Source organism: Citrobacter telavivensis (assembly GCF_041807075.1).
GTDB classification, from domain to species: Bacteria; Pseudomonadota; Gammaproteobacteria; order Enterobacterales; family Enterobacteriaceae; genus Citrobacter_A; species Citrobacter_A telavivensis.
Map to the genome: position 1 here is coordinate 93887 of NZ_JBGUBF010000003.1, position 20158 is coordinate 114044.

At 54.3% G+C, this 20158-nt stretch carries 19 protein-coding genes and 1 pseudogene; 12 read left to right on the forward strand and 8 right to left on the reverse strand.

Annotation, left to right across the window (positions count from 1 at the left end):
• Positions 1–29: 29 nt before the first annotated feature.
• The gene (adeD, locus tag ACERJC_RS15190) at positions 30–1796 is read right to left on the reverse strand and encodes an adenine deaminase (RefSeq protein ID WP_373671999.1); all 1767 of its coding nucleotides are present in this window, start codon (positions 1794–1796) and stop codon (positions 30–32) included.
• A 175-nt stretch (positions 1797–1971) separates the two neighbouring features.
• Here adeD and ACERJC_RS15195 point away from each other — a divergent pair, with 175 nt between their 5' ends.
• Positions 1972–3306: an NCS2 family permease gene (locus tag ACERJC_RS15195; protein ID WP_373672000.1), complete on the forward strand. Its 1335-nt coding sequence runs from the start codon at positions 1972–1974 to the stop codon at positions 3304–3306.
• Between the two features lie 52 nt (positions 3307–3358).
• Complete coding sequence (locus tag ACERJC_RS15200; RefSeq protein ID WP_373672001.1) at positions 3359–3811, forward strand: DUF1198 domain-containing protein; 453 nt, start codon at positions 3359–3361, stop codon at positions 3809–3811.
• A gap of 67 nt (positions 3812–3878) precedes the next feature.
• Here ACERJC_RS15200 and ACERJC_RS15205 read toward each other — a convergent pair.
• Positions 3879–4022 (reverse strand): annotated as a pseudogene (locus tag ACERJC_RS15205) (helix-turn-helix domain-containing protein); the annotation flags it as partial.
• Positions 4023–4125: 103 nt separating this feature from the next.
• Between ACERJC_RS15205 and nepI the strand changes: the two are divergent.
• On the forward strand, positions 4126–5319 hold the full coding sequence (nepI, locus tag ACERJC_RS15210; RefSeq protein ID WP_373672002.1) for a purine ribonucleoside efflux pump NepI: 1194 nt from the start codon (positions 4126–4128) through the stop codon (positions 5317–5319).
• A gap of 157 nt (positions 5320–5476) precedes the next feature.
• Here the strand turns inward: nepI and ACERJC_RS15215 are convergent, their stop codons facing one another.
• The 5 genes from ACERJC_RS15215 to ACERJC_RS15235 form a co-directional block, all read right to left on the reverse strand.
• Positions 5477–6856, reverse strand: coding sequence for a carbohydrate porin (locus tag ACERJC_RS15215; protein ID WP_373672003.1), 1380 nt, complete (start codon positions 6854–6856; stop codon positions 5477–5479).
• A 202-nt stretch (positions 6857–7058) separates the two neighbouring features.
• Positions 7059–7361, reverse strand: a complete 303-nt coding sequence (locus tag ACERJC_RS15220; protein WP_046492303.1) for a PTS lactose/cellobiose transporter subunit IIA — start codon at positions 7359–7361, stop codon at positions 7059–7061.
• A gap of 12 nt (positions 7362–7373) precedes the next feature.
• Entirely contained in the window at positions 7374–8756 is a 1383-nt protein-coding gene (gmuD, locus tag ACERJC_RS15225) for a 6-phospho-beta-glucosidase GmuD (protein ID WP_373672004.1), read from the reverse strand.
• Between the two features lie 20 nt (positions 8757–8776).
• Positions 8777–10108: a PTS sugar transporter subunit IIC gene (locus ACERJC_RS15230; RefSeq protein ID WP_373672005.1), complete on the reverse strand. Its 1332-nt coding sequence runs from the start codon at positions 10106–10108 to the stop codon at positions 8777–8779.
• A 12-nt stretch (positions 10109–10120) separates the two neighbouring features.
• Positions 10121–10435, reverse strand: coding sequence for a PTS sugar transporter subunit IIB (locus tag ACERJC_RS15235; protein WP_042323435.1), 315 nt, complete (start codon positions 10433–10435; stop codon positions 10121–10123).
• Positions 10436–10727: 292 nt separating this feature from the next.
• Here ACERJC_RS15235 and ACERJC_RS15240 point away from each other — a divergent pair, with 292 nt between their 5' ends.
• Positions 10728–11684, forward strand: coding sequence for a LacI family DNA-binding transcriptional regulator (locus ACERJC_RS15240; RefSeq protein ID WP_152406222.1), 957 nt, complete (start codon positions 10728–10730; stop codon positions 11682–11684).
• A gap of 35 nt (positions 11685–11719) precedes the next feature.
• Here the strand turns inward: ACERJC_RS15240 and ACERJC_RS15245 are convergent, their stop codons facing one another.
• Positions 11720–12013, reverse strand: a complete 294-nt coding sequence (locus ACERJC_RS15245) for a YicS family protein (protein ID WP_152400724.1) — start codon at positions 12011–12013, stop codon at positions 11720–11722.
• Between the two features lie 129 nt (positions 12014–12142).
• Here ACERJC_RS15245 and ACERJC_RS15250 point away from each other — a divergent pair, with 129 nt between their 5' ends.
• The 8 genes from ACERJC_RS15250 to dagF all read left to right on the forward strand — a co-directional run bounded on the left by ACERJC_RS15250 (position 12143) and on the right by dagF (position 20069).
• Positions 12143–12559, forward strand: a complete 417-nt coding sequence (locus ACERJC_RS15250) for a GNAT family N-acetyltransferase (protein ID WP_373672006.1) — start codon at positions 12143–12145, stop codon at positions 12557–12559.
• A gap of 103 nt (positions 12560–12662) precedes the next feature.
• Complete coding sequence (gene dagR / locus ACERJC_RS15255) at positions 12663–15461, forward strand: transcriptional regulator DagR (RefSeq protein WP_046492288.1); 2799 nt, start codon at positions 12663–12665, stop codon at positions 15459–15461.
• A 212-nt stretch (positions 15462–15673) separates the two neighbouring features.
• Complete coding sequence (locus tag ACERJC_RS15260) at positions 15674–16099, forward strand: PTS sugar transporter subunit IIA (RefSeq protein ID WP_152400716.1); 426 nt, start codon at positions 15674–15676, stop codon at positions 16097–16099.
• An 11-nt stretch (positions 16100–16110) separates the two neighbouring features.
• A complete protein-coding gene (locus ACERJC_RS15265; protein ID WP_042323421.1) occupies positions 16111–16596 on the forward strand; it encodes a PTS sugar transporter subunit IIB in 486 nt (161 codons plus the stop codon).
• Between the two features lie 23 nt (positions 16597–16619).
• Positions 16620–17369: a PTS mannose/fructose/sorbose/N-acetylgalactosamine transporter subunit IIC gene (locus ACERJC_RS15270; protein WP_042323417.1), complete on the forward strand. Its 750-nt coding sequence runs from the start codon at positions 16620–16622 to the stop codon at positions 17367–17369.
• Complete coding sequence (locus ACERJC_RS15275) at positions 17366–18226, forward strand: PTS system mannose/fructose/sorbose family transporter subunit IID (protein WP_161215577.1); 861 nt, start codon at positions 17366–17368, stop codon at positions 18224–18226. Before ACERJC_RS15270 ends, ACERJC_RS15275 begins: the two co-directional genes overlap by 4 nt.
• A 3-nt stretch (positions 18227–18229) precedes the next feature.
• Positions 18230–19339 (forward strand): D-glucosaminate-6-phosphate ammonia lyase, encoded by a 1110-nt coding sequence (gene dgaE, locus ACERJC_RS15280; protein ID WP_371895467.1) that lies wholly within the window; start codon positions 18230–18232, stop codon positions 19337–19339.
• Complete coding sequence (dagF, locus tag ACERJC_RS15285; RefSeq protein ID WP_178827468.1) at positions 19326–20069, forward strand: 2-dehydro-3-deoxy-phosphogluconate aldolase; 744 nt, start codon at positions 19326–19328, stop codon at positions 20067–20069. Before dgaE ends, dagF begins: the two co-directional genes overlap by 14 nt.
• Positions 20070–20158 lie beyond the last annotated feature (89 nt).

Genomic DNA, 20158 nt, shown 5'->3' on the forward strand with positions numbered 1-20158 from the left:
TGCCTGTTTCTGGCGACGGCGTTCTGAAATCAGTCAGCAATCTCCGGAGAGATAAAGGTAAACGTTTCACCGTCAAACAGTCCCTGGCTGGTGAGTTTTAGTGCGGGGATCACCGGTAAGGAGAGAAACGCCATCTGGATAAAAGGCTCATCGGGCAGCGTGCCACACTCGCGACCCGCCGTTTTGAGCGCATCGATTTGTCCAGCCAGCGAATCGGCGGTGTCGGTACTCATTAATCCGGCAATCGGCAGCGGCAAATGGCACTGCACCTGACCGTTACGCACGACGCAGAGCCCGCCGCCATCTTCAATCACCTGATTAACCGCCAGCGCCATTTCATCAGCGCTGCAACCGATCACCACAATATTATGGCTGTCATGGCTGACCGTTGCCGCCAGCGCGCCTTCACGCAGGCCGAATCCGCCTAATAAACCGTAGGCCGGGGGCGACTGCTGACCGTAGCGTTCAAGCACGGCGATATAGCAAATATCAGGGCGATCGAAACCCCCGGCGATGCACATGCAGGCACTGGCGCCCGTCACCAGTTCGTTAGGGATAACATCAATCACCCGATAGCGTTTGCCGGGGGTGAAATGCAGCGCAAAGTCATCGGCGCAGACGGGGTGCCGCGCAATGGTATTGCCATAGGGCGGAACGGTTTGCGCCAGCCTTGCCGGTTCCCCGGCTTTCAGGCGTTCGGCATCAATGGGTTCCCCTTTGACAAACACTTGCTGTACCGCCACGTTGCGGGCATCGCTGAGCAGGACGATATCCGCCTGTTTTCCGGGGGCCAGTAAGCCTAAATGGTGCAGGCCAAAATGGCGTGCTGCTGACCAACTGGCGATGCGATAAGCGACGTGTAGCGGGACGTTATGCTGTAAAATCAGTCGGCGAATCAGTGCATCAATATGCCCTTCATGAGCGATTTCCCAGGGATTACGGTCGTCGGTGCAGAGCAGACACTGTGGGCTGTTGAAGGCGTTGATGAGCGGTGCCAGCGCGTCGAGGTTGCGGGCGGCGGACCCTTCGCGGATCATCAGCGCCATCCCAAGTTGCAGTTTGCGGCGCCCCTCCTCCAGGGCGTAACTCTCGTGGCAGTTCTCTATCCCGGCGGCGATGTAGGCGTTGAGCGCCTTACCGCTCAGTCCAGGACAGTGGCCGTCCAGCGTCAGATGGCGGAAGGTATCCATTTTGTCGAGCAACGTATTTTGTCCGGCAATGACGCCAGGATAATCCATCACTTCCGCCAGTCCGGCCACCAGTGGATGATCGCGCCAGGTCAGCATCTGGTCGAGGGAGAAACGCGCGCCATTCACATCACATCCCTCCAGAGCCGGAACGCAGGAACTCACCTGAAGATACTGATTCTGCTTCGCCAGTTCGGCGCAGCGGACAAACCAGGAAAATCCCTTTTCGCCCATCACATTGACGATTTCATGCGGATCGCAAACAACGGTGGTGAGCCCACGCGGCAGCGTTGCGGTTTCAAATGTGACCGGCGTCATCATGCTGGATTCAATGTGCAGGTGTGAGTCGATAAAACCGGGAACGGCCGTTGCGCCGTGGGCATCGATACGCCGTAATGCCGGGGCGTCACGATACTCTGCGCCGATGCCCGCGATATGTCGTCCTTTGGTCACGATGGGCCCAGTCATTTCCCCGCCATTGATAATATCGAGAAGGATGACATTATCAATAATATAATCGGCGACGGCTTCACCGCGCGCAACCGCTAATAATTCCTGCCGTTCCTGACGGCTAATATAATGAAATTTATGAGTTATGGCGTTGTTCATATTTTTCTCATTTTGATTTTATCAATTTGATTATTATTTATCATAAAGAAATGCCGGGTGATTATTTAAAGCTTATCGATTAACGGGCATTGGCATTGTGATTGCAATCACTGAATTAACTATGGGAGATGTTTTAAATGAGACCTGCTTATATCTTCATTAATGGATAAAAAAGATGAATAATGATGTCAGTGATGACGCGAGAAATGATTTAAATCATCTTTCGCGATTATTTAAACTGCGCCAGCATGGCACCGACGTGCGGACAGAAACGATTGCCGGGATGACGACTTTTTTAACGATGGTGTACATTGTGTTCGTGAACCCGCAAATACTCGGGGCCGCACAGATGGATCCCAAAGTGGTGTTTGTCACCACATGCCTGATCGCCGGCATCGGCAGTATCGCGATGGGCCTGGTCGCTAACCTTCCTGTTGCATTAGCCCCGGCGATGGGATTGAACGCGTTTTTTGCCTTTGTGGTGGTGGGGGCGATGGGGGTGAGTTGGCAAACGGGAATGGGGGCCATATTCTGGGGCGCGGTCGGACTCTTTTTACTCACGCTTTTTCGCATTCGTTACTGGATGATTTCCAATATTCCGATTAATTTACGTATCGGCATTACCAGCGGTATCGGCTTATTTATTGCGTTGATGGGGTTAAAAAATGCGGGCGTTATTGTTGCGAATAAAGACACGCTGGTGACCATTGGTGACTTAAGTTCCCACAGTGTATTACTGGGTATTTTAGGTTTCTTTATTATTACCGTGCTGTCATCGCGTCAGTTTCATGCTGCGGTGCTGGTTTCCATTGTTGTCACCTCCTGTTGCGGATTGTTTTTCGGTGATGTCCATTTTAGCGGCATCTATTCTGTGCCTCCCAGTATCAGCGGGGTGCCAGGTGAGGTGGATTTACGCGGTGCATTATCATTTAACCTGGCCGGGATTATCTTTTCATTCATGCTCATCAATTTGTTTGATTCATCAGGAACACTCATTGGTGTGACGGATAAAGCCGGGTTAATCGGTAGCGACGGTAAGTTTCCAGGCATGAGGCGGGCGCTGTATGTCGACAGTGTAAGCTCGGTTGCCGGGGCGTTTATCGGCACCTCTTCCGTGACGGCCTACATTGAGAGCACCTCGGGCGTGGCGGTTGGCGGACGCACCGGTCTGACGGCGGTGGTGGTGGGCGTGCTTTTCCTGCTGGTGATGTTTTTTTCTCCGCTGGTGGGTATGGTTCCCGCTTATGCAACGGCAGGGGCGCTGATTTTTGTCGGCGTGCTGATGACCTCCAGCCTCTCCCGCGTTAACTGGGATGATTTTACCGAGTCGGTGCCTGCGTTTATCACCACGGTGATGATGCCTTTTAGTTTCTCCATTACCGAGGGGATTGCGCTTGGTTTTATGTCCTACTGCATTATGAAAGTGTTTACCGGACGCTGGCGGGAGTTAAACCTCTGCGTCATTACGGTCGCGGTGCTTTTCGCGCTGAAAATCATTCTGGTGGATTAGTATTCGTGGGCCGTTTCCAGATATCATGAGCGCGGATAAAGCAGGAGAACTCATGGTCTGGATAATGCTGGCCACACTGGCGGTGGTGTTTGTTGTCGGGTTTCGGATCCTTACTTCCGGATCCCGGCGGGCGATTCGCCGCTTGAGCGAGCGCCTGAATATTGATGTGGTGGCGGTAGAATCGATGATCGATCAGATGGGAAAAGCGCAGGGAGAGGCATTTTTGCAGTATCTCCACCGCCCCGACGAGTCACATCTGCAAAACGCCGCTCAGGTCCTGTTGATCTGGCAAAGTGTCATTGTGGACGGCAGCGAGCAGAATCTGTTGCAGTGCCATCGCCTGCTGCAAAAGGCCCGGCTGGCCGCGCCGATCACCGACGCGCAGGTGCGTCTGGCACTCGGTTTCTTACGTGAGGCCGATCCGGATATGCAGGACATTAATGCGTTCCAGATGCGTTACAACGCCTTTTTTCAACCCGAAGACGGCGTGCACTGGCTGCACTAAGACAATATGGATGATGAATGTCGTTAACTGAGCCGACGATATTCATCATGAATCACGCCATTCGCGGTTACGCCAGAACTTTTAATCCATGCTTCTGGACAACGCTCAGCAGTTTGAGAGACATCCCACTGGGGCGTTTCGCGCCGCTCTCCCATTTTTGCACGGTGGACACGCTGGTGTTCAGGTAATGTGCGAACACGGGTTGGCTAACAAGCGGCAATGCAAACGAAGAAAGTAGCCAAAACGTTAAATACGTCACATTTAAAATGTTACACTGCGTAGCTTCCCCACAAGAAATCGACGCAGATAGCAAAATGAGTGAATGTATCGAAGAGAAAACCCGCGCTGACGTTGTCGCTCGCCCAAACTGGTCGGCAGTATTTGCCGTGGCGTTCTGTGTGGCTTGCCTGATCACCGTCGAGTTTTTACCCGTCAGTCTGTTGACGCCGATGGCGCAGGACCTGGGCATTTCTGAAGGCGTAGCCGGACAGTCGGTGACCGTGACCGCGTTTGTCGCCATGTTTGCCAGCCTGTTTATCACGCAGATCATTCAGGCCACTGACCGTCGCTACGTAGTGATTCTGTTCTCCGTGTTGCTGACCCTCTCCTGCCTGCTGGTCTCTTTTGCCAATTCCTTCGCGTTACTGCTGGTGGGACGCGCCTGTCTGGGACTGGCGTTGGGCGGATTCTGGGCGATGTCGGCCTCGCTGACCATGCGGCTGGTTCCGCCGCGTACGGTGCCGAAAGCGCTGTCGGTGATTTTCGGATCCGTCTCTATCGCGCTGGTTATTGCCGCGCCGCTGGGGAGTTTCCTGGGGGGGATCATCGGCTGGCGTAATGTCTTTAACGCGGCGGCGGTGATGGGCGTGCTGTGTATTATCTGGTTGGTGAAATCGTTGCCGCCGCTGCCCGGCGAGCCTTCGCATCAGAAGCAAAACATGTTCAGCCTGCTGAATCGTCCGGGCGTGATGGCGGGGATGATTGCCATCTTTATGTCCTTCGCCGGACAGTTTGCGTTCTTCACTTACATCCGCCCGGTGTATATGAATCTGGCGGGTTTTGATGTCGATGGTCTGACGCTGGTGCTGTTGAGTTTTGGTATCGCCAGTTTTGTCGGCACCTCACTATCGTCTGTGATCCTCAAACGCTCAGTCAAACTGGCACTGGCCGGTGCGCCGCTGGTGCTGGCGCTGAGCGCATTGGTGCTGATACTGTGGGGCAGCGACAAGATTGTCGCGGCAAGCATTGCAATTATCTGGGGGCTGGCGTTTGCGCTGGTGCCGGTGGGATGGTCGACGTGGATCACCCGATCGCTCGCCGATCAGGCAGAAAAGGCTGGATCCGTCCAGGTCGCCGTGATCCAGCTTGCCAATACCTGTGGGGCCGCGGTGGGAGGCTATGCACTCGATAACCTTGGCCTGCTGTCGCCCCTGATGCTTTCCGGCAGCCTGATGCTGCTGACGGCGCTTCTGGTGGCAGCGAAAGTTCGCATAAAGGGTATGCAATAATCTCAACCCTCATTGAGGGTTCCTTCACGTAGGCCGGATAAGGCGTTAACGCCGCCATCCGGCATTATGCCCGGTGGCGCGTTGCTTACCGGGCCTACGTGACTGTAGGCCGGATAAGGCATTTATGCCGCCATCAGGCATAACGCGATATTGCCAATCAGAACCACGCTTCCCACATCGCGCCGACGTTGAAATCGTCCAGCGTTTCGTCATCTGTGCCGTTCACGCGGGCGGTGCGGCCGTTATCCACTTTGCCGCCGGTGACATAGAAGCGCAGCATTGGACGGAATTCAGGCCCCATCGCAATCGACATGTTCTGCGACAGCGTCAGCTTCCAGCCTTTGTTATCGCCGCCGTTGTCATAATCGACACGCTGATAGCCCGCTTCCAGCCAGGTGGAGTGCACGTCGTTCCAGAAGTACATGGGACGTACAATGGCACCGTAGTTCTTACGATTTTCACTCTGGTCAGCACTGTTATCGTAGTCATGGAATGCCAGCAGGTATTCAACCTGCGCCTGCTGCGTAAACTTGTGGCTTCCTTCGAAGCTGGCGTAAATCGCGGTCAGGTCGTCGGTTTTGTTGTAGACGCTGTTGTCGGAGTTATCAGAGTAACGGGCGATCACTTTGTTGACGCCGCTGTCATTGGTATGACTCACCACAAACGCGCCCTGCCAGGCCTTCAGGCGATCGTCGGTGTCGACGGCTTTCGAGTCAAAGCCGTAGTTGGCGTAGATTTCCAGATCCAACGGACCGAGTTTCATGCCGTGAATTTTTGAGGTAACGGCGTAGTTCCCTTTATCACCCGTGCCGGAACCGCCGGTACAGGTAATGCGTGACGGGTTAGCTTCATCTTCCATCACTTCCGGGCTGCACGATTCAACGGCAGCTACGGTGGCAACGTCAAACTGAATGCCGCCGATATCGAAGTTCTTCACCCCGGCACCCTGGCCGTCGTGGTTCATCCAGAAGTAGTCGTTGATCCCCTGTTGCGGACGCTGGTGGAAGTCGCGACCGGCCCAGATATAGGCGTTCGGGTTGGATTCCAGAACGTTGGTGACCCCCGCGTAAGCTTTTTTGAGGTTCACCTCGTCGCCCCAGTGGTCGATCATCACGTTGATATCCCAGATCGCGCCGTTGTCGCCTTTGAACGCTTTGGAGAGCTGGAATTCACCGCCGTTGCCTTCGTTACCCAGACGACCAATGGCGGATGCACCGTTATAGGAACCATCAACGCCCACGTATTTCTGATCGCCACTCTGGAACTGCGCGCCATAACGCGCATAGCCACTGAATTTCACACCGAACGGGATGGCCATGTCGGGTGACTGTGCGGCGCTTTGCGGCTCGTTAATGACATCGGTTTGTTTCGCCACAGCAGCGTCCATTTTCGCCTGACGTTCCGCAAGGGCTTTATCTACGGCTTTGGCGACGATGGCGTCGATTTGTTCCTGAGTAAATTCCTGTGCGAGTACAGAAATCGGGCAAAGCGCGGCCACGACCGCCATGGCTAATGGAAGTTTTTTTATCATGTTCATGGTTATCTCATTTACGTTTTATCCTTCAGTTTGCATTAAGCATTCTGAATAGATGTGCGCATTAATTTATTTTAAGATAATAACCATCCCGCCTCGGTGTAATTCGCTATCACCAAAACAAGTTGATCTGTTATTTATAGATAGAGGTACAGATAGTATTTATTTAATCGTAGTGACGTCTCCGTTTATTATTTAATTTAAATTAGCGTTGATAGAGATGAATAATTTCTTCTGACAGTTCGCGGGCTAACAGCGACGTCATTAAGTGATCCTGCGCATGCACCATAATTAACGTCATGGGTTGCCGGGCTTCCCCGGCATCCTGTTCGATCAATTTGGTTTGCATGTGGTGAGCCTGACGAGCGTAGCCGTCAGCCTCCCGAAGCAGGCTTTTCGCCTCGTCAATGTTGCCTGCACGCGCGGCGTGCAGCGCCTCGAAGCACAGACTACGGGACTGTCCGGCATTGACGATAATGTCCATTACTGCTTCTTCTAATGCAATCATTGTCTGTATCTCTTAATCGAATCCGTTGTGTTCGGCGGTATTAGCGAACCACTCGCCGCTCTTTTTCACCGTACGTTTTTGCGTGTCTAAATCTAACTGTACAAAGCCATAGCGGTTTTTATATCCGTTGAGCCATGACCAGTTATCAATAAACGTCCACATATGGTAGCCAAGACACTGACAGCCCTCGCTGATCCCTTTATGTAGCCATTTAAGGTGTTCAGAAACAAACTCAATACGGTAGTTGTCGTTAATTTGCCCATCCTGAATAAAACGCTGTTCGTTTTCTACGCCCATTCCGTTCTCAGAAATAAAGCAGCGCGGGTTGCCGTAATTATCACGCAGGTTCGTAATAATATCGTAAATACCCGGCTCATAAATTTCCCACCCGCGATAAGGGTTCATTTTGCGGCCTGGCATTTCGTAGTAATCAAACAACCACTCCGGCATAAAGGGCGCATTCAGATTGACTGCGGTATCACGGCATTTCACCCGACGCGGCTGGTAGTAGTTAATCCCCAGCAGGTCGATTTTGCCATCGGCAATCAGCTGTGCGTCACCCGGTTGACAGACTGGCAACTGATCGTACTCTTTCAGCAATGCCACCAGATCCGCCGGATATTCCCCTTTCAGCACCGGATCGAGGAAGCTGCGGTTAAACAGCAGATCCGCATAGTGCGCGGCTTTCACATCCGCCGGGTGCTGTGAGCGCGGATAGGAAGGCGTCAGGTTAAGCACCACGCCAATTTCGCCATCGTTGTTGCCCGCGCGATAAGCGCGAACCGCTGTCGAGTGCGCCAGCACGGTGTGATACGCCACGGTCGCTGCGCGCCTGAAATCCACTACGTTCGGGTAATGGAAGTCATACAGATAGCCGCCTTCCACCGGCACAATCGGCTCGTTGAAGGTGAACCAGTGCTTAACGCGGTTGCCGAACAATTTGAAACACGTCTGCGCGTAGCGGCCAAAGGCCTCCACGACGTCACGGTTTTCCCAGCCGCCCTTCTCCTGCATCACCATCGGCATGTCGAAGTGAAACAGCGTGATAAACGGCGTGATGCCCTGCGCCAGCAGTTCGTCAATGACGTTGTTATAGAACGCCACCGCCTCTGGATTCACCTCGCCCGTACCGTCAGGAATCAGGCGTGACCAGCTTAGCGAAGTGCGGAAGCTGTTATGTTTTAACTGCTTCAACAACGCGATGTCCTGTTTCCAGTGCTGATAAAACGTCGAGGTGTTCGCCGGGCCAACCCCCTGATGGAAACGACCTGGCTGGCGGTCGAACCACACATCCCATGTGGTCTGGCTTTTGCCGCCGTTCAGGCTATCCCCTTCGGTTTGCAGCGCTGAGCAGGCACTGCCCCACCAGAAGTTTTCAGGAAAACGGTATCTCATTGTTCTGACTCCTTGATTCATTATGAGTTGCTACGGGCAGCGTTCGCCACGGAGACGGCGTCCTGGGCTTTTTGCTCTTCTGTTTTCATCAGAGAGCGTTCGTAAGCGCGCAGGAACGGGAGGTAAATCAGCGCCGACATCACCATGCAGATCAGGCACATCACCACCGGACTAAAGGCCCAGTTTGCCGCCCACGATGCGCCAATCGGTGCGGGCGTGGTCCACGGCGTCAGTGACACTACCTGATCCAGCCAGCCCAGACGGGTCGCAGCGTATGCCAGTACGGCGTTGATCATGGGCACGAAGACGAACGGGATAAACAGCATCGGGTTCATGATGATCGGCGCACCGAACAGAATAGGCTCATTAATGTTAAAGAAGCTAGGGACGATCCCCATTTTGCCGATCGTCCGCAGATGGGTAACGCGACTGCGCAGCAGCAGGAAGGCCAACGGTAAAGTAGAGCCCACGCCGCCGATCAGCAGGTAGTGATCCCAGAAACCTTGCAGATAAACGTGTGGCAGGGCGACACCCGCCGCGAGAGCAGCCTGGTTTGCCGACAGGTTTGCCATCCAGAACGGGTTCATAATGCCCGTGACGATCAGCGAGCCGTGAATACCGGCAAACCAGAAAATCTGGCACATCAGAACCGAAAGCAGGATCGCCGGCAGGGAGTCAGACGCTGAAACCAGCGGTGCCAGCAGATGCATAATCGCCTGCGGAATAATCATTCCGGTCTGCGCTTCAATAAACAGGTTCAGCGGATGCAGCGTCGCAATGACCACCAGAACCGGAATGAGGATCTCAAACGAACGGGCGACGCCGGTCGGAACCTCTTTCGGCAGACGGATTGTGATGTTGTGCTGCTTCAGCCAGGCATAGACGCGCGTGGAGTAGATGGCGGTGATCAGTGCGGTAAAGATCCCCTGACCGGAAAGGTACTGCGTGGAGATTTTACCGTCGGCATACGGTGCGGCGACCAGTAAAAAGGCCATAAACGCCAGCAGGCCGGACATAATCGGATCGAGAGTAAACTGACGGCCCAGACTGGCGCCAATACCCACGGAGATGAAGAACGTCATAAAACCCATACTGAGGTTAAACGGCAGCATCAGTTGTTCACGATATGTGGCGGAAAAATCGAGCCAGCCACGGGCAAAGCTGTTGGTGGTTTCGGCAGAGAACGGCGGAAAAATAAACACCAGCATGAACGAGCCGATGATCATAAACGGCAGCGCTGCGGTAAAACCATCACGAATCGCAATCACGTATTTCTGCTGGCCCAGTTTACCGGCAAGAGGCGTGATGGATTGTTCTATGACAGCAACCATTGACTGATATAACGAACTCATAATGACACCTTTCTAATGTGCCGCTTCAATCAGCGACAGAGCAAAATCCAGCACCTTGTCACCACGTTGCATTCCGTAATCCTGCATATCAATGGCTTTTACGGGGATGTTTTGGGTGGCAGCCTTCTCTGAGAGCGTGTTAAGCATGTATTTTACCTGGGGGCCAAGTAACACCACCTGGTAGTTTGGAAACTGAATGTCAAATTCGGAAACGCCATATGCATCAATTTGTACTGGCAGCTTCCGCTCTTCTGCGGCTTCGACCATTTTACGAACCAGCAGACTGGTGGACATCCCTGCAGAGCAACACAACATAATCCTGAACATTATTAACCATCCTCAAAATGTAAAAACTTATTGCGAGTCTGATTTGATATCATACGGAAACCGGTTTCCATACGAAGCAAACGGAACTGTGACAACCGTCAAGATCTTATTCTTATAAGGCTAATTATTTGGATTTGGCTCACGGTTTTGTCGCTATTTCACGCTTTTTGAGTGGAAACGGAAAATCGGTTTCCATGAAAAAAGGAAAACGCTATACTGCTGGTGGCGAATATTTAAGCCAATGTTAAATTCAGGATTGAAGGAGCCAGGCAGGCTCTGTCAGGGGAGAATGATGTCTACTATCAACGATGTATCGCGTTTGGCTGGCGTGTCTAAAGCCACGGTGTCGCGCGTGTTGAGCGGATCGCGTGGTGTGAAGGAAGCCAGTCGTCTTGCCGTGTTAAAGGCGGTGGATGAGCTGAACTATCGTCCGAATGTGATTGCCCAGTCGCTGCTCAGTCAGTCCACCGGCTGCATAGGCGTGATTTGCGCGCAGGACAACATCAACCAGACGACGGGCTACCTTTACGCGCTGGAAAAGCACCTGAGTCAGCATCAGAAACATTTGTTGCTTCGTTTCGCCAATACCAAAGCGGAGGTGATGAGCGCCCTCGATGAGTTAAGCTGCGGCTTGTGTGACGATGTGCTGATTATTGGTGCGCGTTTTCCGCTGCATATCACGCAGGAGAACGTCATTCTGGTGGACTGTCTGGAGGCAGGCGACGACGTGACCAGCATTCAGTTTGACCACACCTTTGCCACCGAAACGGCCTGTAACTATCTGATTAGCCAAAATCGTCGGCAGATAGCCCTCATCCATCCTGAAGGCATGGGGTTCTGCGAACAGGTGCTGCTCGGTTACAAACATGCGCTGGAGAAGAACTTCCTGCCGTTTAATCGCAACCTGGTCTTTATGGAAGCGACCTCTTCCTCGGTAGCGTTACAGGAGCTGTTAAATAACGCTTCCACGCTTAACTTTAACGCGCTGCTGGTGGCGGATGAGCAGCAGGCTCAGCGGGTGATCCCGCAATTGCAGGCGTTTAATAAGTCGGTTCCGGAAGACATTATGATCTTTAGCCTCGCCGGCTCGCTGCATCTGCCGGGGATCCCGACCATCCCGGCAATCGAATACTCTATGGATGCGATGGCGGCGCGGATTGTCAGTTGGCTGAACGAAAAAACGCAAAGTATGTTGGGATCGTATGTGCTGCGCGGCGACTTAATCATCCCGGATGTGCGTCAGCGGTAAAGTTTATCATCGGGCGTGAAGTGCGGGCTTCACGCTTACATGTCCGGGCATTCCACCTTGCCGAGCGCTTCCCAGTAGTTGTTCTGATTATTCCTTTCCATCGCCAACGCCGCCTCGCGGATGTGCTGCTGATTGTCTTTATTCGCCATGATCGTTTTTTCCCACGCCTCGTCAGAAGGTGAACCCTGCGGCGTACAGATTTTGCGTAGGTCCTTGAGTATCGTATTTTTTTCGTGCGCGGATTGCAGTGCGCCGTAAGGCGAGTCGGCCTGTGCCAGCGTGGGCAGCAAGAAAAGGGCGGCAATGATCGATAAAACGGCTCGTTTCATGATAATAATCCTTGTAGTCGATGCGCATCATTTCAAGAGTAAGTGTAGACGGTGTACGACTCCCTCAGCAGCCCGTGCTACTGTCGGAAAACGATTCAGCCAAAAGTTGTAGTTTTTCAGGAGGATAGAGTGCAGATACAGATTACAGATACCGTTACCGAAGACGATCAAAACGCGCTGCTTGCTGGACTGCGTGCCTACAATTTCCAGTTTCTGAAAACGAGAAATTTTGGCGATCTGGCGGTTTACTGGCGTGACGATCAGCAGGAAATTCGCGGTGGATTGATTGGCAAAATCAAAGGGGAATGGCTGAGCATTGATTTTTTATGGATGCATGAGTCCCTGCGCAAAGGCGGTTACGGCAGTCAACTGATCCAGGCTGCAGAGCACGCCGCTCGCGAGAGAGGTTGTCTCCATGCGCTGGTCGATACCCTGAGTTTTCAGGCGCTGCCGTTCTATCAGAAGAACGGTTATCAACTGCAATTGACCCTCGATGACTTCCCGGAAAAAGGGGCCGCCCGGCATTATTTATCGAAAACATTTTGATGACCGGACGGGTTCACCATGACGTCTGGACGTCGATTCACTTTCTTGCATAGCAGAATAGTGTATGTTCTGAACAATCATTTAATTCTTAAGCGGTAAAGAGATGAGACGGATTGAGATCGTACTGGGAGAGCTTGAAAGGCTGACGCGTGGGCTGGATCGTGCCGATTTGGCGCAGGAAACGGCGTTCACGGCGGAGGCGATTGGCTTTAACCTGGGGCTGGCGCGCAACTCGGTCAGTAAAGATCTCAATCAGCTGTGGAACGATGGTCTGGCGATTAAAAGCCGGGGACGTCCGGTGTTCTTCCTGCACAGACAGACGCTGGAGACGTTGCTGGGGCGCAAGCTGGAGAGTAGCGAGCGCGAAGTGCGCTCGGTGGCCGACCTGCTTCCGCAAGCGGAAAATACGGGCGGTGACGATCCTTTCACCGGTCTGATTGGCTACGATCGCAGCCTGCGTGACGCCGTAGAAAAAGGCCGTGCCGCCGTGCTCTATCCGCAGGGCCTGCATGTGTTGCTGACCGGGCCGTCCGGCGTAGGGAAAACCTTTTTTGCCGAACTGATGCACCGCTTTGCCTGCGAGCAAGCCGCCGGTTCCCCGCCGCCGCTGGTCTATTTTAACTGCGCCGAGTACGCCCATAACCCGGAACTGCTCTCTTCGCACCTGTTTGGCCATCGTCAGGGGGCCTTCACCGGTGCGAGCGAGAATAAACCCGGTCTGGTCGAGCAGGCGGACGGCGGTTATTTGCTGCTCGATGAAGTGCATCGCCTGCCCTACGAAGGACAGGAGAAACTATTTTCTATTCTCGATAAGGGCGAGTACCGTCCGCTGGGATCCAGCGCCACGGCGCGTCCAATCTCGGTTCGTCTGATTTGCGCGACCACGGAACCGGTGAGTTCATCGCTGTTGCGTACCTTCCAACGACGAATTCAGGTGAGCATCGACTTGCCGGGGATTCGTCAGCGATCGATTGAGGAACAGGTGGAGCTGATCGTCGGTTTTTTGCAGCGTGAAAGTCGCAAAATCGAGCGTACGGTCAGCATCGACAAAACGCTGTTGCTCTGGCTGTTGAACAAACCGCTGGAGGGCAACATTGGTCAGTTGAAGAGCGATATCCAGTTCCTGTGCGCCCAGGCGTGGGCATCGGGGATGACGGAACATAACGACACGCTACAGCTGGATAAACGGCTGGCGGAGATACCGTTCCATGCCACGCCGGAACAACGTCTGCTGGTCGATGCGCTGTTTGAAGGAAAAGAGCGGCTGAACATTGATGCGCGTACGCTGCCGGCGCTGAAAACCTCACTGGCGACCGGGGCGGAAATCGAAGAGAGCGATCTCTTTTACAGCTTCCTGACCCGTGAATATGTCAATCTGCGCAACAGTAATGTCCCGCCGGCGGAAACGCTGGCTATCCTGAAAAACAAGCTCAGTTCAATCTTTGAATATGGCCTCTACAGCCGCGATAGCGTGGCGCATCCGCCGCGCTATGGCGATCAAATTGAAGAACGCGTGACGCTACTGATCGGCTGCGTGGAGCAGGTGTTGGGCTTTACGCTGCCGGAAAATCTGGTGAATCCGCTGCGCAAGCACTTCCTGGCGCTGATTGGCTATGTCCAGCGCGGGCTGATTCCGCAGCTCTACTCTTCCAGCCTGATCCTCGATCGCTGCAAGGATGAATACGATAACGCCACGCTGTTGTGTCGGAAAATCAATGAACTGCTGCATATTCAGTGCCCGGCGACGGAAGTGGTCTGGCTGTGTCTGTTCCTGAAAGAGTGCCGTCACTACCGCCAGCGCATTGATGCCAGCCCGGACTGCGGCGTGATCCTCGTCGCGCACGGCGCAACCACCGCGACCAGCATGGCGCAGTACGTCAACCGTGTACTGGAACGCGATCTGTTCAGCGCGGTCGACATGCCGTTTGAGCAGTCGGTGCATGACACGCTGGAAACGCTGACCCAGATTATTCAGACCCAACGCTATCAGCGGCTGATTCTGATGGTTGATATTGGTTCACTGGTGCATTTCGGCAGTACGATCAGCAAGTTATTTCAGATAGACGTGCTGTTAATGCCCAACATCACGCTGACCAGCCTGCTGGAGATCGGGCTGGATTTAAGCTACGAAACCAGCGACTTGCCCCAGCTTGCGGCGCTCATGCAGAGCAAAAACATCCCCTGTCAGCTGTGTACCCCGCAGCAGGAAAACGGCGGCAAAGTGCTGGTTGTCTCCTGCATTACCGGCATGGGTACGGCGGAAAAGATTAAAAAAGTGCTTGAGGAGAGCTTTGGCGAACTGATGTCGCAGGACACGCGCATGGTTATTCTCGATTACAACGACGTGCGCAGCCTCGAACGCGTCCAGCAGGCGCTGAACGCCAATGAGCGACTGGCGGGAATTGTCGGTACTTTCCAGCCGGGGCTGCCGGATATTCCGTTTATCTCGTTGGAAGAACTGTTCTCTGAGCAGGGGCCAGAACTGGTGTTAAGTCTGCTGACGCCGGATCTCTCCAGCGCCGAACGCCGTCTGGAGATGGAGCGCAGCGCCATGCGCTTTATCAGCGCGCTGACCATGGAGAGCATTATTAACCATATTTCGGTGCTCAATCCGCAGCGCATTCTCAAGGAGATGGAGGGCGTGCTTAACCACCTGACGACCACGCTTTCCCTGAAACCGAGTCGCCAGGTGACACTACGCTTCCTGATCCACTGCTGTTGCATGGTTGAGCGTATCGTGATCAACCGTAAACCGTTACAGATGGCGCTGGAAAACAAACCGAATCTCGATCCCCGCGCGTTTAGTGTCATTAAATCTGCGTTTCTGCCCATTGAAGAGGCCTATGCCATCCGTTTATCGGATGCGGAATATTTTTATATCTACGAACTGCTTTATAGCTGATCCCTTAACGGGCGAGGCGTTGCGCCCTGCCCGCTCTCTTTTCCCCCTCGCGTGACACAAATACTGGCACAACCCTTGCTCTTACTTTGATGAGTTTTGCCGGATGGCGGCATAAATGCCTTATCCGGCCTACAAAAGCATTATCCGTAGGCCTGATAAGCGAAGCGCCATCAGGCATTGCAAATCTCATGTAATCGCGCCAGGAGGCCATTTTGACTACCACTCAACCGTTGCCCGAAATTCTGCTGCTCACGCATGGTGGCTGGGGACAACAGCTCTGTAACAGCCTGCGTATGGTGATGGGCGAAATTAAAGGCGTGACGGAAATTGCACTGATGCCCGTCGATACGCTGGGCGAGTTTTATCAGCGTGTCGAGGACGTGGTGAAAACCATGCCGGACGGCTCGCTTATTCTGACCGATTTTGTTGGCGGCACGACGTCCAATGTGGCAGCGCGGCTGAGCGCGGATTATCCGGTGGCGGTCGTTTCCGGGTTGAACGCGTCGCTACTGCTGGAAGCGCTGGACAGACGTGAACACGGCTCGCTGACCCTCTGCGTCAGTGAACTGGTGGAAGCCGGACGCAGCAGTTGCCTGGACGTTGTCGCTCATGTCCGTCAATTACAACAATCACAATAAGGAAAATCATCATGGCAAACATCGTGTTATGTCGTATCGATAGCCGACTGATCCACGGACAGGTGGTGACGAAGTGGGTCGGGCAGTCCCAGGCTAACCGCATCGCAGTGGTCAGTGACGAACTGGACGCCGATCCGTTTATGAAAAATATCTACCTGATGGCCGCGCCGCCGAACATCAAAGTGGATTGCTACAGCAACCAGAGCTTTGCGGCTTCCTGGAAAGAGAACCAACTGGGCGACGGCAATGTGCTGGTGCTGTTCCCCTCCCTGGCGGCGATTCAACAGGCCGTACAACAGGGGTTTGATGTCACGACCATTCAGGTTGGCGGCCTGGGCGGCGGGCCAAACCGTAAAGCCGTGTTCCAGAACATTACGCTCGATGAAAAAGACGTTGGCATTCTTAACGACCTGAAAAGTCGTGGGATTCAGGTGTTCTTCCAGACTATCCCGGAAGATAAACCGCAGTCGCTGGACGATATCCTGAAAAAATTCTAATTCTCTGATAATGGGATAACACTATGGATACCTTAGTTTTTGCAAGCCTCATGGGGTTGTATTACTGGTTTGCCCGCTTACGCCTTGGCTACACCTTCTCTGCCATGCTGCTTCAGCCGGTGGTGGTGGCCGTCTTTGTCGGGCTGCTGCTTGGCAACATGCAGACGGCGATGATTATCGGCGCGGGGATGCAGCTCGTTTATCTCGGCGTGACCTCAACGCCTGGCGGTAACGTGCCGTCAGATCCGGCGCTGGCAGCCTGTATCTCGATTCCAATCGCAGTGAAAGCCGGGATGGATCCGAACCTGGCGATTGCGCTGGCGATCCCCTTCGGTGTGATCGGCGTTTTCCTCGACCAGTTGCGTCGTACGCTGAACGCGGCCTGGGTACATATGGCCGATAAGCACGCGGAAACGGCGAATATGTCGGGCATCATGCGCTGTGCGTTCCTCTACCCGGCATTGCTCGGACTGGCGCTGCGTTTCCCGGTGGTGTTTGCCGCGAACTACTTCGGTCAGGACGTGGTGGAAAGTTTCCTCAAACTGATGCCGCACTGGCTGACCCACTCCTTTGAAATCATGGGCGGGATCCTGCCGGCGCTGGGCTTCGCCATCACCATTATGGTGATCGGTAAAAAGAGCCTGCTGCCGTGGTTTATCGGCGGATTCTTCGCGGTGCTGTACCTCAAGGTGGACATCATGGCGATGGCGATCTTCGGTACCTGTGTGGCCTTCCTGATTAAAGGTCTGGCGAAAAATGAAGGAGCAGCATGATGAGCAGCGACGTAATGCAGCATGAACTGGTTGAGCGCGCACGGACAACCGGGGCGTTGACCAAAGCGGACATCACCAAAGCGTGGTTTATCTACTGGCTGGGCGCGGAGGTATCCAACTCCTATGAACGTCTGCAGAGCCTGATTTTCTGCGCCTCGATGACGCCGATCATCAAGAAGCTCTACCCACAAAAAGAGGAGCAGGTGGAGGCGCTAAAACGTCACCTGAACTTCTTCAACTCTGAGCAAACTTTTGGCGCGGTGATCCAGGGGATTTCCATTGCCATGGAAGAGCAGAAAACGCGCGGCGAGCCGATCAGCGATGCCTCAATTACCGGGATTAAAACCGGTCTGATGGGCCCGCTGGCTGGGATGGGCGACTCCATTGTTTGGGCCGCCGTCATGCCGCTGCTCATTGCGATTTTCATTCCTTTCGCCGCCAATGGCAGCGCGTTTGGCGGTATTGCACCGCTGATCCTCTATCCGGCAATCACGCTGGCGATAAGTTACGGCCTGATCCACAAAGGCTACACCCTGGGGCGTGATTCTATCGTCGGATTACTGCAAGGGGGGCGAATCAAAGAACTGATCTACGGCGCGAACGTGCTGGGGTTAATCATGATGGGCGCGTTGTCGGCAAGCTACGTCAAGATCACTACGCCGTTGAAAATCAGCGCGCTGAAGGGTTCTGAAGTGGTGGTGCAGCAGATCCTCGACTCCATCGCGCCAGGCCTGCTGCCGCTGGCGGCGGTGTTTGCCATCTATATCTTTCTGGTGAAGAAAGGGCCGCGATACACCACCATTCTGTTGTCGATTGTGGCGCTTAGCGTGGTTTGTTCGCTGCTGGGAGTGTTGTAAGTCATGACACAGAATATCTATCAACAGCTGGGACTAAAACAGGTGATTAACGCCTGCGGCAAGATGACGATTCTTGGCGTCTCCAGCGTCGCGCCCCAGGTGATGCAGGCCACTGCGCGGGCGGCCTCCGCCTTTGTCGAAATCGATGAGCTGGTGGACCGTACCGGTGAGCTGGTTTCCCGCTTTACCGGCGCGCAGGACAGCTATGTGACCTCCTGCGCGTCGGCGGGGATCGCCATTGCCGTTGCCGCCGCTATTACTCGTGGCGACCCGCTCAGGGTGGCGCTCATGCCAGACAGCAGCGGCATGGCCAACGAAGTGGTGATGCTGCGCGGTCATAACGTGGATTATGGCGCTCCCATCACCAGCGCCATTCGTCTGGGCGGCGGGCGCGTCGTGGAGGTCGGGGCGAGCAATCTCGCCGCGCGTTGGCAACTGGAGAGTGCGATTACCGACGAGACCGCCGCGCTGTTGTATGTGAAATCGCACCACTGTGTACAGAAGGGCATGCTCAGCATTGACGACTTTGTACAGGTTGCGCAGATCCATAACCTACCGTTGATTGTCGATGCCGCCGCCGAGGAGGATTTACACGCCTGGGTGGCGAGTGGGGCGGATATGGTTGTCTACAGCGGGGCAAAAGCCTTCAATGCGCCCACCTCCGGGTTTATCACCGGCAAGAAACCGTGGATTGCCGCCTGTAAAGCGCAGCATCACGGCATCGCCAGAGCGATGAAGATCGGCAAAGAGAACATGGTCGGACTGGTGTATGCACTGGAAAATTATCATCAGGGGCAGACTGTGGTGACCGCCGAACAGTTGCAACCGACGGCAGAGGCGATTTCGGCAATCCGTGGGCTGACCGCCGATATTGAGCAAGACGAAGCCGGGCGCGCTATCTGGCGTATTCGTGTACGGGTCGACGCGCAGGCGCTCGGTCTGGACGCGCGTGAAGTCGAAGCTCAACTTCGGGGAGGCGATATCGCTATCTACGCCCGTCGCTATAACCTCCATCAGGGCGTCTTTAGCCTCGACCCACGTACGGTCGCCGAAGGGGAAATGGCACTCATTGTGGCGCGACTCAGGGAGATTGCAGAACATGCAGCAGATTAATTTTTATCGCCAACGTGTGGCGATTAACGTGCTGGCGAAAGATATCGCCAACGCCCGGGAAATCTATGACGCCGCCGAGGGACATGCGGTGATTGGCATCCTGTCCGCGCAGTTTTCGTCAGTTGACGAAGGCGTCCAGGAGGTCAAACGTTGGATGGCCGAAGTCCCCTCGGTTTCAGTGGGCCTGGGGGCAGGCGATCCGGCGCAGTATTACAAAGCGGCGATGATTGCATCACAGGTCCATCCGGCGCACGTCAACCAGACCTTCACCGGCAGTGGTTTTGCGGCGGGGGCGTTGGCGGCGACAGGCGGAGAACAAACGCACATCAACGCGCTGGTCAGCCCGACGGGGACGCCTGGTGAGGTACTGATCTCCACCGGCGTCAGTAGCGGTCAGGGAACGCCAGCGCGCGTCTCCTGCGATGCTGCAATCCGTATGATGCAAGATATGGGCGCGCACGCGGCGAAGTTCTTCCCAATGGGGGGCGAAAAGTCTCTTCCTGAGCTGTATGTGCTGGCAACCACTGCGGCACGTAACGGCATGACGCTGATCGAACCGACGGGTGGCATTGATGTGGAAAACTTTGGCGTCATACTGCAAACCTGCCTGGAGGCAGGCGTGCCGCGCGTAATGCCGCATTTATACACATCGATTATCGACCCACAAACGGGCAACACCCGACCTGAAGATATCGTCCGGTTAATGGAGATCGTGAAAGCGTTGGTCTGAACCGAATGGCGCTGCGTGTGGTTGGCGCAGCGCCATCAGGATTTTTGAATATTCCCTCTTTATGCTTTTTTCTTCTTATTGATGCCTTT